Origin of the sequence: Ensifer sp. ENS03 (assembly GCF_014852035.1) — a bacterium.
Lineage (GTDB): Bacteria > Pseudomonadota > Alphaproteobacteria > Rhizobiales > Rhizobiaceae > Ensifer > Ensifer adhaerens.
Map to the genome: position 1 here is coordinate 1 of NZ_JACVAV010000016.1, position 14,809 is coordinate 14,809.

14 protein-coding genes and 3 pseudogenes are annotated in these 14,809 nt (G+C 57.2%); 7 read left to right on the forward strand and 10 right to left on the reverse strand.

The features are described from left to right. From IB263_RS31975 to hutI, 4 genes and pseudogenes are all read right to left on the reverse strand, one after another. Positions 1-217 (reverse strand): annotated as a pseudogene (locus IB263_RS31975) (urocanate hydratase); the annotation flags it as partial. A 19-nt stretch (positions 218-236) separates the two neighbouring features. Further along, entirely contained in the window at positions 237-1,037 is an 801-nt protein-coding gene (hutG, locus tag IB263_RS31980) for an N-formylglutamate deformylase (protein ID WP_192359173.1), read from the reverse strand. 3 nt (positions 1,038-1,040) lie between these two features. Continuing rightward, positions 1,041-2,582 (reverse strand): histidine ammonia-lyase, encoded by a 1,542-nt coding sequence (hutH, locus tag IB263_RS31985; RefSeq protein WP_192359185.1) that lies wholly within the window; start codon positions 2,580-2,582, stop codon positions 1,041-1,043. Then, entirely contained in the window at positions 2,573-3,790 is a 1,218-nt protein-coding gene (gene hutI, locus IB263_RS31990; protein WP_192359170.1) for an imidazolonepropionase, read from the reverse strand. The genes hutH and hutI overlap by 10 nt, the downstream gene beginning before the upstream one ends. Before the next feature lie 100 nt (positions 3,791-3,890). On the opposite strand from hutI, the gene IB263_RS31995 reads away from it, so the two are divergent. The 6 genes and pseudogenes from IB263_RS31995 (at position 3,891) to IB263_RS32020 (ending at position 10,502) form a co-directional block, all read left to right on the forward strand. Beyond that, complete coding sequence (locus IB263_RS31995; protein ID WP_192359167.1) at positions 3,891-5,231, forward strand: formimidoylglutamate deiminase; 1,341 nt, start codon at positions 3,891-3,893, stop codon at positions 5,229-5,231. 560 nt (positions 5,232-5,791) lie between these two features. Beyond that, a pseudogene (locus IB263_RS32000) lies at positions 5,792-6,286 on the forward strand (porin); the annotation flags it as partial. Between the two features lie 417 nt (positions 6,287-6,703). Beyond that, positions 6,704-7,690 carry an ABC transporter substrate-binding protein gene (locus IB263_RS32005; RefSeq protein WP_246811148.1) on the forward strand — a complete coding sequence of 329 codons (987 nt, stop codon included), beginning with the start codon at positions 6,704-6,706 and terminating at the stop codon, positions 7,688-7,690. A 72-nt stretch (positions 7,691-7,762) separates the two neighbouring features. Beyond that, positions 7,763-8,833 carry an ABC transporter ATP-binding protein gene (locus IB263_RS32010; protein ID WP_192359163.1) on the forward strand — a complete coding sequence of 357 codons (1,071 nt, stop codon included), beginning with the start codon at positions 7,763-7,765 and terminating at the stop codon, positions 8,831-8,833. Further along, entirely contained in the window at positions 8,830-9,690 is an 861-nt protein-coding gene (locus IB263_RS32015; protein WP_192359161.1) for an ABC transporter permease, read from the forward strand. Before IB263_RS32010 ends, IB263_RS32015 begins: the two co-directional genes overlap by 4 nt. Further along, a complete protein-coding gene (locus IB263_RS32020) occupies positions 9,639-10,502 on the forward strand; it encodes an ABC transporter permease (protein WP_192359159.1) in 864 nt (287 codons plus the stop codon). Before IB263_RS32015 ends, IB263_RS32020 begins: the two co-directional genes overlap by 52 nt. 82 nt (positions 10,503-10,584) lie before the next feature. Here IB263_RS32020 and IB263_RS32025 read toward each other — a convergent pair whose 3' ends face one another. The 4 genes and pseudogenes from IB263_RS32025 to IB263_RS32045 all read right to left on the reverse strand — a co-directional run bounded on the left by IB263_RS32025 (position 10,585) and on the right by IB263_RS32045 (position 12,808). Then, positions 10,585-11,493, reverse strand: a complete 909-nt coding sequence (locus IB263_RS32025) for a MurR/RpiR family transcriptional regulator (protein WP_210333430.1) — start codon at positions 11,491-11,493, stop codon at positions 10,585-10,587. Between the two features lie 283 nt (positions 11,494-11,776). Continuing rightward, a pseudogene (locus tag IB263_RS34865) lies at positions 11,777-11,938 on the reverse strand (integrase core domain-containing protein); the annotation flags it as partial. A gap of 207 nt (positions 11,939-12,145) precedes the next feature. After that, entirely contained in the window at positions 12,146-12,268 is a 123-nt protein-coding gene (locus IB263_RS34870; RefSeq protein ID WP_192359152.1) for an IS3 family transposase, read from the reverse strand. 117 nt (positions 12,269-12,385) lie between these two features. Continuing rightward, positions 12,386-12,808, reverse strand: coding sequence for a helix-turn-helix domain-containing protein (locus IB263_RS32045; RefSeq protein WP_246811143.1), 423 nt, complete (start codon positions 12,806-12,808; stop codon positions 12,386-12,388). Between the two features lie 612 nt (positions 12,809-13,420). Here IB263_RS32045 and IB263_RS32050 point away from each other — a divergent pair. Beyond that, positions 13,421-13,633 (forward strand): hypothetical protein, encoded by a 213-nt coding sequence (locus IB263_RS32050; RefSeq protein ID WP_192439513.1) that lies wholly within the window; start codon positions 13,421-13,423, stop codon positions 13,631-13,633. 77 nt (positions 13,634-13,710) lie between these two features. On the opposite strand, the gene IB263_RS32055 is transcribed toward IB263_RS32050, so the two are convergent. Further along, positions 13,711-14,256, reverse strand: a complete 546-nt coding sequence (locus tag IB263_RS32055) for a hypothetical protein (RefSeq protein WP_192359146.1) — start codon at positions 14,254-14,256, stop codon at positions 13,711-13,713. 2 nt (positions 14,257-14,258) lie between these two features. Beyond that, the gene (locus IB263_RS32060) at positions 14,259-14,678 is read right to left on the reverse strand and encodes a DUF3830 family protein (protein WP_192359143.1); all 420 of its coding nucleotides are present in this window, start codon (positions 14,676-14,678) and stop codon (positions 14,259-14,261) included. Positions 14,679-14,809 lie beyond the last annotated feature (131 nt).

A 14,809-nucleotide genomic window follows, 5' to 3' on the forward strand; every position in this document is an offset into this window, starting at 1 on the left:
CCTTTAGCGTCTCTACGATCTTGTCGAAATCGGCCCACGTGCGGGCGGCACGACCGATGCCGCCGTAGACGACCAGCTCGTGCGGGTTTTCCGCGACGTTCGGGTCCAGATTGTTCATCAGCATGCGCAGCGGCGCTTCGGTCAGCCAGCTCTTGGCGTTGAGCGTGGTGCCCTGGGGCGCGCGCACGTCGCGAATGTTGTGGCGCGGATTGTTCATGGTCAATGGCTCCCAATAATCAGTTCTTCAATTCAGATGCGACACGTTCGAGGCTGGTCAGGATGTCCTTGAGCCGGGCACGAATGCGGTCTGCTCTTACGGCGTCATACGCAAAGGGCGGTTCTTCGGCCGAGAGATGTGTTGACTGCGCCAGCTCCATTTGGATCGCGTGGATGCCGGTTTCCGGGCGGCCATAATGGCGGGTCGTCCAACCGCCTTTGAACCGGCCGTTTAGCACCCGCGTGTATCCATCGGCATTGCGGACAATGTTGACCACGGCCGCCTGGATGGAGGGATGACATGTGCGGCCATCATCCGTTCCAACGTTCAAGTCGGGCAATCTGCCTTCAAATAGGAAGGGGATGTGCGAACGGATCGAATGGCAGTCGTAGAGGATGGCTATCCCATGCATCCCCTTGACGCGCTCGATCTCCGCCTTCAGCGCGGCATGGTAGGGTGCATGAAAGGCACCCAGGCGGGCAGTAACATCCTCTGGAGTTGGGCCGGCGCCATCTTTCCAGATCGCATTGCCGTCGAAATCCGTTTCCGGGATCAATCCGGTCGTGTTCTGGCCGGGATAGAGGCTGACGCCCTCGGGATCGCGGTTGGCGTCGATCACGTAGCGGTGGAAGGTGGCGCGAACGACGGTCACCTCCGGCAGGAGCCCGTCGTAGAGTTCATGAATATGCCAGTCCGTGTCGGCGAGCGTTCGCCCATTGTCGTTAAGCCGCTCCCAAATGTCGCCCGAAACGACGGTGCCGGTGTGCGGCAGGGCGAGAACAAGGGGGGACGTGCCCTGCGTGACCTCGAAGACTTCCATAAGCTAAGCCTCCAGAATCGGCAGAATGCCGTCCGAGATTGATGAAACAAGCGCACCTGAGGCGATCAGGCTGGCCGCAGCGGCAAGATCGGGCGCCATGAAACGATCATTCTCGAGCGCCGGTACGGCAGAGCGTAGCACCGCAACGGCCTTTACGAGCTCCGGACTGGTTTTTAGCGGACCTCGCAACTCAACGCCCTGCACTGCGGCCAGCGCCTCAATGCCGAGGATGCCGAACAGGTTTTCCGTCATAGCGAGGAGCCGGCGGGCACCGTGGCAGGCCATCGAAACGTGGTCTTCCTGGTTGGCCGAGGTGGGCGTCGAATCGACGGAGGCCGGATGCGACATTTGCTTGTTCTCGCTCATCAGCGCCGCGGACGTTACCTCGGCGATCATCAGGCCCGAATTCAGGCCCGGCTTTTTCGACAGGAATGCGGGTAGGCCATAGGAGAGCGCCGGGTCGACGAGGAGCGCGATGCGCCGCTGGGCAATCGCACCAATCTCGCAAATTGCGAGCGCCGTCTGATCGGCGGCAAACGCTACTGGCTCCGCGTGGAAGTTCCCACCTGACACGACTTGGTTGTCGGAAAGTACGAGCGGATTATCGGTAACCGCGTTCGCTTCGATTTCGAGGGTGCGGGCCACCGAATGTAGCAAGTCGAGGCAGGCGCCATCGACCTGTGGCTGGCAGCGGATGCAATAAGGATCCTGCACACGCTCATCGCCTTCGACATGACTGTCCCGGATTTCGGAGCCTGCGAGCATCTGGCGGAGCGCGGCAGCCGCGTCAATCTGGCCCTTATGGCCACGCAACGTGTGGATGTCCGGATGAAATGGTGCAGACGAGCCCATTGCCGCATCCGTCGACAGCGCACCGGTGACAAGCGCCGTTTGCGCAGCGCGATGGGCACGGAACAATCCTGCGAGCGCCAGCGCCGTCGAGGTCTGCGTACCGTTGATCAGTGCAAGCCCTTCTTTCGCGGCCAGCACGACCGGCGCAAGCCCGGCCTTCGCCAACGCATCGCGGGAGGCCATGCGTTCGCCGCAGTAGAAGGCCTCGCCCTCGCCCATCATAGTTGCAGACATGTGGGCGAGCGGCGCAAGATCGCCCGAGGCACCGACCGAGCCCTTTTCTGGAATAACCGGGATCACGCCCTTTTCGAGCATGCCTTCGATTAGCCGGATGAGCTCGATGCGGACGCCAGAGGCACCACGACCAAGTGAGATCAATTTCAGCGCCATGATGAGGCGCACGACATTTTCCGGCAGCGACACCCCGACGCCGCAGCAGTGGGAGAGGATGAGGTTTCGCTGGAGGGTTGCCAGATCGGCGCTGTCGATCTTGATCGAGGCAAGTTTACCGAAGCCGGTGTTGATGCCATAAACCGGCGTGTTGCCGGCGGCGATCTGGGCGATCCGTGCGGCCCCCTTCATCACTGCGGCGTTAAAGGACGAATGGAGTTTTGCCGAACCGTTATTCCAGTAGATGTCAGCAAGGTCCTTGAGAAGCACGCTGCCCGGGTGGAGAACAATTGTCATGGTGATACCTTTTCGCCTTTGAATACGCGGGAATGAAGTGGGTTGAAGCCGATGCGATAGACGAGCTCGGCAGGTTGTTCGATGTTCCAGACTACGAAGTCGGCGGACTTGCCGACTTCGAGCGTTCCTGTTTCGTGCAACCACCCGAGAGCGCGTGCGGCCTCTCTGGTCGTGCCTGCAATACACTCGTCAACTGTAAGCCGGTACAGCGTGGCGGCCATGTTCATGGTGAGAAGCAGAGAGGTCAGCGGCGAGGTGCCGGGGTTGCAATCGGTGGCGATCGCGATCCTTGCGCCGGCGTCGCGCAGCGCCTGAACCGGCGGCAGGCGCTCTTCGCGGAGTGCATAGAACGCACCGGGGAGCAGGACGGCAACCGTGCCTGATTTGGCAAGGGCTGCGGCGCCTTCGGCGTCGAGATATTCGAGATGGTCGGCCGAGAGCGCACCATAGGTTGCCGCGAGCTTGGCGCCGCCGAGATTGGAAAGCTGTTCTGCGTGCAGCTTGACCGGCAGGCCCAGTGCCTTGGCGCGGTCGAAGACACGGGCGATCTCGGCGGTCGAGAAGGCAATGCCCTCGCAGAAACCGTCGACCGCATCGACCAGCCCTTCGGCGTGCGCCGCATCGAGGCCGGGCAGCACGACGTCGGTGATGTAGTCGCCGTTGCGGCCCTTGTAGTCTGCCGGCGTCGCATGCGCGGCGAGGTAGCTGGTGACAACGCGGACCGGGCGGAGCGTTTCGAGCTTGCGCGCGGCGCGCAGCATGTTGAGCTCAGCCGTCACATTGAGCCCGTAACCGGACTTGATTTCGACCGTCGAAACACCTTCGGAAAGAAGCGTGTCGAGGCGTGGCAGGGCGCTTTCGACAAGCTGATCGACGCTCAGCGCATTGGTCGCCTTCACCGAGGAAACGATGCCACCGCCGGCCCGTGCGATCTCTTCATATGTGGCGCCTTCGAGCCGCATCTGGAACTCGCGGGCGCGGTTGCCGCCGTGCACGAGATGAGTGTGGCAATCGATCAGGGCAGGCGTGACCCAGCGGCCTCCGCAGTCCGTTGCGGCGGCGGTTTGAAGTAACTCACCAGGCAGAAGGGCTTCCGGACCGACGAATTGAAGCCGTCCGGCATCGACCACGATCGCTCCGTTCTCGACAATATCTAGTCCGTTTTTATCGGAAGCGGCCGTGATCAGACGGGCATTTCTCCAGACTTCGACCACCCCCCGCCTCCTGAATTTCGGGTTGCTTCACTCACAATATGTATATATCCATTCACGTAACTTGCAAGATGAAAAATATCATTCATACCAGGAGCAAAAAATGTCACAGCTTTACGCAAGCAAGGCTTTTCTACCAACCGGCTGGACGAGAAACGTCCAACTAACTCTGAAACAAGGGAAAATCGCTGCGATCAGCTCGGAAGTTCCGCCGGAGCAAGCCGCCGGAGAACGTCACGACATACTGCTCCCGGCTATGCCGAACCTGCACAGTCATGCGTTCCAGAGAGCGATGGCAGGTTTAACGGAGACGCGCGGCGACGGTGATGACTCCTTTTGGAGTTGGCGAACTCTGATGTACAGGTTCGCGCTCTCAATGACACCGGACCAAATGGAGGCAGTTGCTGCGCAGCTTTACATGGAAATGCTTGAAGCTGGCTTTGGTCGAGTCGGCGAGTTCCATTACCTGCATCACGACAAGGACGGAAACCGTTATTCCAATATCGCTGAAATGGCAGAGCGGATCGCTGCGGCTGCCAATGATACGGGAATTGCTCTCACGCTGCTGCCCGTATTTTACGCCCATTCCGGTTTTGGCGCACAGGCACCGGGTAAAGAGCAGCGGCGCTTCATCAACTCGGTAGAAGGTTTCGCCCAGCTCACGGAAGCAGCTGCAAAATCAATTTCTTCCTTGCCCAATAGTCGGATTGGCATCGCACCTCACTCCTTGAGGGCGGCAACAGTCGATGAAATCCGACAGATCTTGCCTGTAGCGAACGGCGGGCCGATCCATATCCACGTCGCCGAGCAGACAAAGGAAGTCGAAGATTGCATCTCATTCTGCGGTGCTCGACCCATCGAATATCTTCTCTCGAACTTCTCCATCAATGACACCTGGTGCTTAATTCATGCGACCCATATGACGGCCGAAGAAACGGCTGCTGTTGCCAAGGCAGGGGCAGTCGCCGGTCTTTGTCCGATTACCGAAGCCAATCTCGGCGATGGAATTTTTCCCATTACGGATTTTCTTAAGGCCGGCGGTTCATTCGGGATTGGTTCCGACTCCAATGTCTTGATTGCGGTCAGTGATGAGCTGCGGCAGTTAGAGTACTCACAGCGTCTCGCTCAACGTGCGCGTAATGTCATTGCTCCGCCAAACGGCTCTACGGGTCAAACCCTGTATGAGAAGGCGACAATGGGCGGCAGCGCGGCCTTAGCCGCTACAGCCAAAATCGCGCAGGGAGAGCCCGCCGACTTGGTGTCGTATGATCTTCATCGGCAGCCCAAGCAACACGCCACCCTCGATCACATTATTTTCGCCGGTGCACCAAAGCCCGATTGTGTGTGGGTACATGGGGCGAAACAAGTCGCCGGCGGGCGCCATCGCGATCGTGATAGGATAGAGCGGCGTTTCCGAACTACGTTAGACGCTCTGATGGCGTGATAGGTCTACCTATTCACGGGAACCTCGTGCTCATCGACTGCCAGGCGGTTCCTCCATGGGCAGAATCGCTTAGCCGTCTTTGTATGAATTGAAATATTCATACGCGGATTGTCGGACCTGATATTAGCTGTCCTTACGGATTGGTTTGAGTGGTTGCAATGCGTTTTAGGAGGGAGCGGATTGTTGTTGGGCGTTTCCGGGGGGCATCATGCATTTATCAGGGACGTTCCGGTTTCAAAGCGTTGCCCTCATGTCCGCGCGCGTCCAGCCCGCGTCAACTGAGTCGGGGCTGAATCCTTTTTCGACACTGCGCCTGTTCCGAAAGACATCGGTGCAAATGCTCGAAGCCACCGGCTTAGCCGGGAGTGGCAAGGACCGAAGTACAGAATTTTGAGAAAGACACAACTTGGCGGTTGCGGCCAAGTCCATCGAATTGGCCATAGCTCGAACGACCCTGGCTTCGATTTACTCCCCCAGCGCCGCTAGGCACTAGGCACTAGGCACTGGCGGCGCCTCTTTTGGCCTCTTCTCTTAGGCAAGGCCTGCGTAACACCAATCTGGTCGCCACCGCCGTTGACGAACTTGAGGGCTGGTCCACCAAGGCAAACGGCGTCGGCATCGAAGGTATCGTTTCGGCTACGCTCGGTAGTGTTTCCTTCGACCTGCTCGGCGGCTACGACACCGAATGGGAAGAAGGCGCGATCCGCGCGCTGCTCTCGGCAGACCCCGGCCCGGGCACGCTGCAGGTTGCCGGTATCTGGGCTTCCAACCCGAACACCTATTGGCGCGCATCGGAATGGAGCGTTGCAGCTTCGTACGCCTTCAAGCACCGACAAGCTGAAGATCACCCCGGTGTACAGTACTTTGATAGCCTGCGCACCGGCAACGAGTTCAACAACGACCTCGACAAGTGGCGAGCTGGCGTGACGCTCGACTACGCGGTCACCGAAGGCCTCGCCGCTCGCGTATCGGTTCAGTACAACCCGGAAGACCTGACGGCTACGACCGACCGCGACTACGTTGCGGGCTTCGTCCGCCTTCAGCGCAATTTCTAATCCGGCTCAGGAATAACATGGCTCTGCACATGTTTGCTGCTCGGGATAAAGGACAGGCGTCGCTCGTCGTCGCCTGCTCGGCTGCTTATTTACACAATCTAGGCTCGAGCTCTCCTCCTGTCTGGTTATGTATCAAGAGACGGCTGGCACATGCACAATGCCACTGATGACGCGGCCGTTCGCCATCCGGATTCGAGCGGATGGAACGGGTTTCCGCGTCACATTAGGAGTCTGACGTTTCCGCAGACCTGCCCACGGGCAAGCGTGAGGTTGTGACCGCCTAATTGTCCTGGGTAGTCAGCTTGCTTGATTACGGCATCCGACTGAATGGAAAATTACATCTTGCCATAGCATAAAAATTTCCATACATTCGCAATGTCTACCCAAACCAAAACAAGGGGAACTCAAGTGAAGATCATGTTGACTGCTGCCGCACTCACTCTGGCGATGGCGACTTCGGCTCTTGCACAAAGCAAGGAGCTTGTCGTCGCAGCTTTCGGCGGTGCCTACACCGACGCCATCAAAAAGAACATTGCCTCGTTCGAGAAGGAAAACGACGTCAAAATCACTTTCGTGCCCGCATCGGGTGCGGACGGGCTGGCCAAGGCAATGGCCAAGGAAGTCGATGTCGTGCATGCTGACATGGCATGGGCCACCCGCGGCGAAGCGCAGGGTGCGTTTGAAAAGCTCGACCCTGCAATCGTAACGAACTTGGAAAAGCTATACCCGAAAGCTCGTTTTTCCGATTACGGGGTAATCACGAACTTCGGCCAGTACGGCATTGCCTACAAGCCAACGGAAGTTAACCCCGCTCCCACCTCCTGGCTGGATTTGTGGAACGATCAATATTCCGGCGCTGTTACAACAGCCGGGTTCGATGCAGCAAATATCGAGCTGCTCGTTCTCATGGCCAAGCTCAATGGCGGAAGTGAAGACAACATCGACCCCGGCTTCCAAAAGATGGCTGAGCTGGGCAAACACATCACAGTCTTCTACAGCCAGCACCCGCAGCTCCTGGATCTCTTCCGTAACGGTGAAGTCGTAATGGCTCGCTGGCTGCGCGGGCGTGTCGATTGGGCCAACAAGCAAGGCGTTGAGCTTCAGTTCGCTGTGCCGCAGGAAGGTGCTATCGGCCTAGTTTCGACTGTTCATGTCGTCAAGGGCCGTCCGAACACAGAGCTTGCCATGAAATTCGTGAACAATCTCCTCGGCGAGGCAAGCCAGAAAACCTACGCAACGGATCTCGGCTATACTCCGGCGCGCATGGGCTTGGATTTGTCGGGCGTCAATGTGCCTTACAGTGACGAAGTCGTGAACTCGCTGCTCATCTCCGACTGGAGAAAGATCGTCCCGCAAATGGATGCGTGGAAGGAGCGGTGGGAAAAAGAGGTCGTCGCCCGGTAATCTCAACTGGTCAACTTTCCGACGTGCCCGGCGTCCTTCGCCGGGCCCTTTATTCAAACCTATGGTGATGTGATGGGCGAGATTAGCGTAAAGAACATTACAAAAAGTTGGGCGGATTTCGCGGCGCTCAAAAACATCAGCCTTGATGTGCGTGAAGGCGAATTCCTGTCTATCCTCGGGCCTTCCGGGTGCGGCAAGAGCACTTTGCTGCGCATCATCGCCGGACTTGAAAATCCGACTGGCGGGGACATCGTGATCGCCGGTCGGTGCGTTACGAATGATCCCGTCTGGAAGCGCAAGATTGGTTTTGTATTTCAAAACTTTGCGCTCTGGCCTCATCTAACGGTCTTTCGCAACATTTCCATGGGACTTGAGCTTCGTAAGACCCCTAAGAACGAGATCCATGAACGGGTGATAGAAGCACTCCGCATGGTCCAACTTGAGGCGCTTGCAGATCGGCTTCCGTCCCAACTGTCTGGCGGTCAACAGCAGCGTGTTGCGCTTGCACGCGCAATTGTCCTGAAGCCACATGTTCTGTTGCTTGATGAACCGTTGAGTGCCCTCGACAAGAACTTGCGCCAGGACATGCAGGTCGAGCTGAAGGCACTGCAGCAAACTCTGGGGCTGACAACCGTGTTTGTAACCCACGATCAGGAAGAGGCTCTATCGCTCTCTGACCGTGTGGTGGTAATGAACCGGGGAGTGATCGAGCAGTTGGACACACCAGATAACGTCTACAACAAGCCTGTGTCAGAGTATGTTGCACGGTTTGTGGGAGAAGCCTTTTTCTTCCGTGGGGCTATAGAAAACGGCAGCGGTGGGCTGCATCTCAGGTTACAGGACGGGAGCCGCGTGCCAACTAAGGCAGAATTCGAGGCGAGTCACCCCGGAGAAGCGGTGGGGTTCGTCCGACCGGAATGGATCTCGCTCAGTAAGCTGGATGGAAACCTCAATCCCGACGTCCTTCAGGGAAAGGTGGAACGTCTTATGTTCTTCGGGCAATCGAGCGACTACATCGTTCGTATCGGTGAACATCCCATGCGCGTCAAGCGCATGAATGACGCGCCGGAATTGCGCCAGGGCGAAACTGTGGCAGTTCATTGTACAGCGAGACTGCTTCCCAAAGAGGGAAGAGCGCGATGAGGAAACCCGGCATTCTCATTTTACCCGCACTCTCAATCCTTGGTGCGTTTTTCGTACTTCCGCTGATCTGGGTTTTCATTCTGAGCTTCATGGCAACCGGCCCGACTGGCGAGGTGCTGAGCGAGTTTACGCTTTCTAACTATTCCCGCTTCCTCGGAGATAGTTACTACTTGAACGACCTGCTTTGGCGCACAATCAGAATGGCGGCGGTGGCCACGGTTTTTTCCGTTGTTATCGGCTATCTTGGGGCCTTCTTGATCGTTCGAGCCGAGCCGCGCGCCCAGACGTGGATGATCCTTCTTGTGATGTTGCCGCTTTGGGTCAATCTTGTCGTCCGGACGTTGAGTCTCATGGTGGTGCTCGGCCGCACTGGTCCAGTCAATCAGCTCCTCGTCGGTCTTGGATTGGCCGATAGGCCGTTGCAACTACTTTACAACGAAACATCCGTGATCATTGGTATGGTGCAGGTCGCCGTTCCCTTTGTTGTAATGTCTATTTATGGAGTGCTGCAGTCCATCCCGCGCCAGTTGGAGCACGCTGCGATGACTGTGGGAGCGACACCGATCGCAGCTTTCAAGAGAGTGACGTTGCCAATGAGCGTGCCCGGAATTCTTGCAGGCAGCGTCCTCGCCTTCGGCATCAATGTCGAGTCCTTCGTGGTACCTATCCTGCTCGGAGGTGGGCGAGTCCGGTTTATGAGCGTGGCAGCGTACGAGACCGCGACGCAGTCCAACAATCTGCCATTTGCCGCTTCGATCGGGGTCATTCTCTTGATAGTTACTATGGTGATGCTTGGCGTGTACCAGTGGGCGGTTCGCTCCGCCAGCCGGCCAGCCACGCTGGCGCCGGCAACCTGAAAGGCCGTCCTATGCAAAAGACATTTCTCACGACTGGGCTTTGGTATGTGGGGGCCATCCTCTTCTTCGGCTTTCTCCTGGCCCCGCTGCTAATTCTCATCGCTGTTTCCTTCAACCCAACCGCGATGGTGTTTCCGCCCCAAGGCTTCACCTTGAAATGGTATGGAACAATCCTTGAGAAGCCTGACTTCCTCACAGCGGCTGTTGCAAGCACGATACTCGGGGTGGCGACTGCTGTCGCTACGACCGCTTTGGGCGTGCTTGCCGCAATCGGCCTGCAGAGATACACGGGCGCTGCTAAGGGCGTAGTGTCATCACTCTTGATGTCGCCGCTTTTCATCCCGGCGGTTATCGTCGCGCTGGCGTTGTTTCAGATCATATTCATGATGGGTATCGTCAATAACGTTTGGACCCTTCTAGCGGCCCACATCGTTGTCACGCTTCCCTATCCCGTTCGGAACGTAATGGCACAGATGGAAAATTTCGACGCCCGGTTGGAGGAAGCGGCTCTGAGCGTAGGTGCCACGCCGGCACAAGCGCTGCGGCGTGTCACTCTGCCGTTACTGAAATCAAGCATCATTCCGTCTCTAATTATCGTCTTCGTTCTGTCGTGGAACAATTACACGGTATCGGTCTTCCTCGCGAACAAGGACTGGACAACCCTGCCCCTGCAGCTTCGCGCCTATCTGCAGTACGAGTACGAACCATTCGTAGCGGCGATGTCTACGATCCTCATCCTTGCTTCGATAGTCTTGCTGATCATCGTGGACCGCACGGTTGGTTTGGGAAGCGTTCGTAAGCCTGGCAACTAATCGACCAAGTCTAGTCGGCCGTATTGCGGCCGACTAGACAAGATATCAGCGCCCTGCCCCGCCGCCTCGGCTCCTGTACGGATTAACTGACGAAAACTTTACGACGCTTGGACGAACGATCGATCGAATCCAGTCGCTTTTGGGCTTCCCCATTCATGTTGTTGCACATCGCGTCCAACAGCACTGACACGAGGGCAGTCGCCGCAGCGTAGGAATCGAAAACCAGTCGGCTCTCGGCTCGGGCGGTAAGCAGGAAATCCGCAATCCCCTCATGATCGGTGAAGTCAGGATCAGTAACGAGAGCTATTTTCATCCCTGCGTGCCGAGCCAATTCGATAGCCTTCAAAGTTTCCCGGGGATGCAGAGGCATCATGAAAACCACCATGGTACGCCCGCCGGCAGCATAACATTGCTCGATCTGATCCTCCACTAAGGATCCGCCCGCCGCCAGCAATCGAACATCCGGGTGTACCTTGGCGGCAAAATACGCGAATTGGGTCGCAAGGCCGGCTGACGCTCGTATACCGAGAACTGCGAGTGGCCGCGAATTAGCCAGTGCCTTGCCGAATTCATCGATTGCCTTTTTATCTGAGAACGATTGCGCAAGTTCCGTTAGATTTGCCGCTTCGGCTAGCATCGCCGTCTGATAGCGGTTTGCATGTGTTTCCGCTGGCAGGTCGGCAACGGGTTGGGCGCTTCGCAAGAACCGGCGCATTTCAAGGTAGCCGTCAAAACCAAGTGCCACGGCAAAGCGCGTAACGGACGGTTGGCTCACATTTGCCAGTTCGGCCAGTTCCATGCTCGATAGGAAACCGAGTTGCGCGCTGTTCTCGATCATTTGCTGTGCGATCCTGCGATGGGCAGGCGTCAGCCGCTGACCAGCCGTTCTCCGTTCGATTTCCGCTCGCAGCGCTTGGCGATCTGAAGGCTGAAGGTTTGTGGCGCTGGTCGCGACGTCCTCATCAGCAATCTCGATGTTGCCTTCCGACACGAAAACACCTCCACGATTTCTCATGTATCAAAATATTCAAAATTGAGTCCACGGTATAGCTCTGTTTCACTCCAAACGCAAAAAAGCGTCTGCAGTGTGATTGCAAGCGGCGGGTTTAGCAGGTAGCGGGTCGAGGAGGCCACCGGGCGACTAGTTCCGGCAGGGACAACGTGGGAGCTGTGTGCGTGGCGCTGCTGCCTCCGGCAGAAGGTCTGCGTGTACGGGATTGGAGTGCACCGCCAGGCTGAGACAAGGAAAATCGCGGACACCGTCCCGCGTTCAGCTATCCCGCCTTTTCCATCTGTCGTCCACCTGAATGCTTCTGTTCGTATTCCTCTGGCGTGAGATAATCGAGCGCCGAATGTAGGCGCTGCGTGTTGTAAGCGGTATCGATGAAAGCGCCGGTGCGCCTGCGGGCATCATCTGCATCCCTTATAGGCGAGACCTTGCACCTCTTCCTGTTTCAGGGTTTTCATGAAGCTCTCTGACTTGGCGTTATCATAAGGATTTCCGACACGGCTCATGCTCGCCTGGCTGGTTGACCCCACTGAGGATCATGCCCCGGCAAGGTTCGGCACGACTTGCCAACCATGCCTCGAGTTCGTCGTTGCAGGAACAAAAAGGTCTCGCGCGCAGGCACAGCAGATTGTCTTCACGCATGATGCGTTGAATGCACGTGGTTGACTTGCCAACCCTCCCGCCGCAACAGGGCCGCGATCCGGCGGTAGCCGTAGTGCGCGTTGTTTAGTGCCGTCCTCTGGATGAGATCGCGCAAACCTGTCTCAGCCCGACGCGGGGCCGAATGCAGCCAGTGACGGTAATAACTTGCGGCTGACGCCAGCGAGCCAGCACATTCTATTGACGTTGAATTCGCCTTGCGACAGGCCGGTCGTCATCTTTTGGATGACTTTGAAGATCCAGTTTCGCCAGGGGCGCTGCTCCGACGCTGATCTTCCTCGAAGTGCCGCAAGGCTTCGCGAAAAAAATCGAGATCGAGTTGCTGTTGCCCGACTTTCTGCTCCAATTCCCTGGTCCGGCGCCTGGCCTTAGTCAGTGCCTTTTCCTGAAGCGCCGGCAGATCGACTGCACTCTGCAGCTGCAAGTCCCCGTCGGCTCCTCCCGCCGCTCTCGTTGGCCGGCCGCGCCGACGTGACTTCAAATTACCACGAAGCCTGAGTTGATCGCGCCACTCGTAAAGACGTTGGCGCCTGATGCCAATCTCATCTGCAAACTTGCTGGCGGTTTCGCCCGCCTCCATGCGCTGGAGAAGCTCCAGTTTTCGGTCCTCATCTATAACTCTTTGCCGTCCGGCCATGCCCCAGTTTCCTCTCCTTGCGGGAAACTGTCCGCGATTTTCCTTGTCTCAGCCTGGGGCGCACTCCATAGCCGTCCGGCATCATCGGAATACGCAGAAGGTCAGCTTGGCATGGATTTTCGTATGGAAATATTCACACAATGGTGTAGTGTTATTTTTAATGCATAAAACAAAGGGGTAACACATGACACCGATAGAGGCACCTGAATTCAACTATCTTCCGATCAGATTGTCACTCCCGATGCTGGAGGAGTATCAGTCGGACGACAGCCCGGCCATTGCACTAGTAGCCAGGTTCTGGAGCTTCCCAGTAGCTGCCAGATTTCGCGCACTTGGATTGATCCTTGTTCGAGTCGCAATTAGCTGCCGCCACTCCGTAACGGTTGGACGCTAGTGAACGCGCCAATCCCGTGGGTGGTTGGACCACCCATTGGGTGGGCTGCGGCGTCTTGAAACGGAGCCGCTGCACCGGAAAAAGCTCTAATATCCCGCCCGCCGTGAGCTCAAAAACAAACTCGAGCTCTGAGCATTCAGGAGGAGTCCACTCGACCCGGCCGTGAGAGCCTGTTGCAAACATCGGCCTATTTGCAGACCGCGTCCGCGCTGAGGGACATGAGCTATGGTGCCGCCCTTCCCGCACCCTTGATGCTGAGCAACGACATTCTGACCTCTACGATTACCTATAGCGATGGCTGCGCGAATATCCGCAAGGTGATGGGCTGGGCGTTAAGGTTGACTGGGAAAAAGTCGACCGCCTGGCAAATGGCTAAGGCGGTGTACGTGTCCACAGCTTCGATCTCGAATCTGCCTACCGGCATCCTCTGAGCCCGCTCTTCCTGGCATCAGCTGAAACGAAAAAACCCCGGCAAAGCCGGGGTTTTCTTTGGCGTCCTGGGAGGGTTTTAGAGCGCCTGAACAAGCTTGCTGATCGCCTGGACTTCCGCCGGCAGACGGTGCGGGAACGCAACGCCGAGGTTCCACGGGAAGATGAAGTGGATCCAGCGGTGCATACGGATGACGTAGGTCATCATTGCGCCGGTCAGCTCGACATACTGTTCCTTGGTCTCGAGCGTATCGAGAGCGTCAGAATACATCTGGCCGATTTCATGCATGTTCGTAAGGCCGAGGTCGGTCATGAACTCGAAAACGTTGAACGTGCCGGTGAGGAACTCGCGGGTCAGGCGGTTCATCGTCGCGAGCTGCATGTCTTCGTACTGCGAGACCTTAAGGAAGCGGTACATAACGTCCGCACCAACCAGCATCAGGTATGCTTCGAGGTGAACGAGTACCGTGAAGGACTGCTCGCGCGTACCTGCGCCGCTGTCGATGACACCGAAACGGATCTTCTGGATCTCGGTCGGCTCTTCGAACCAGACGCGATCGATTTCTTTTTCGATGATTGCCTTGGCTTCTTTCCAGTTGCCTTCAAATTTCTTGATTCCGGACATGATCAGCCCTTCCGAACATTGATTTCGATGACGGTGCGACGCGGCAGAGCAACGGTATGCTCGTATACGATCTCGCCGAGCTCCTGCAGGATCGGCAGGTCTTCCTCGAAGACTTCGGCGAACTTGTTGACGTTCGCGCTCTCGGTGATCTTGCCGTAGGTCAGGCAGATCGTCTGACCCGGTGCGTAGAGGTATACAGCGCCTGGATGGCGCTGAACCATGTTGCTGCGGCCGAGGTGTACGATGCGGGTCGGCATCCAGATCGCTTCGCCGGAGATGACGACGTGGCCGAGAACGCTCTTGAGCGGAAGCTGGGCGAGAACCTGCTCGACGACATCCGGATTGTCCTGCGTCAGGAGTTTGGCCCGGAACGATTTTCCGACACTCGGAGCGTCGAAGATTAGGATTTCAGAGGACGGCATGGATGCTCCTTTTGCTCATGTGAATAAAAAATTGCCGTGCCCACATGTATGAATAAAACTATTCAGAATGTCAATGTATGGATAAATACATTTAGCATTTTGCGTACCGGTGCCCCGCGCACTGGACACAG

Excerpts from the sequence above, each read along its gene's own strand:
- IB263_RS32060 (WP_192359143.1), bottom strand. The coding sequence starts at position 14,678 with ATGCCGTCCTCTGAAATCCTAATCTTCGACGCTCCGAGTGTCGGAAAA.
- hutG (WP_192359173.1), bottom strand. The coding sequence starts at position 1,037 with ATGGAAGTCTTCGAGGTCACGCAGGGCACGTCCCCCCTTGTTCTCGCC.
- IB263_RS32055 (WP_192359146.1), bottom strand. The coding sequence starts at position 14,256 with ATGTCCGGAATCAAGAAATTTGAAGGCAACTGGAAAGAAGCCAAGGCA.
- IB263_RS32050 (WP_192439513.1), top strand. The coding sequence starts at position 13,421 with ATGAGCTATGGTGCCGCCCTTCCCGCACCCTTGATGCTGAGCAACGAC.
- IB263_RS32015 (WP_192359161.1), top strand. The coding sequence starts at position 8,830 with ATGAGGAAACCCGGCATTCTCATTTTACCCGCACTCTCAATCCTTGGT.
- IB263_RS32010 (WP_192359163.1), top strand. The coding sequence starts at position 7,763 with ATGGGCGAGATTAGCGTAAAGAACATTACAAAAAGTTGGGCGGATTTC.
- IB263_RS32045 (WP_246811143.1), bottom strand. The coding sequence starts at position 12,808 with ATGGCCGGACGGCAAAGAGTTATAGATGAGGACCGAAAACTGGAGCTT.
- IB263_RS31995 (WP_192359167.1), top strand. The coding sequence starts at position 3,891 with ATGTCACAGCTTTACGCAAGCAAGGCTTTTCTACCAACCGGCTGGACG.
- IB263_RS32005 (WP_246811148.1), top strand. The coding sequence starts at position 6,704 with ATGTTGACTGCTGCCGCACTCACTCTGGCGATGGCGACTTCGGCTCTT.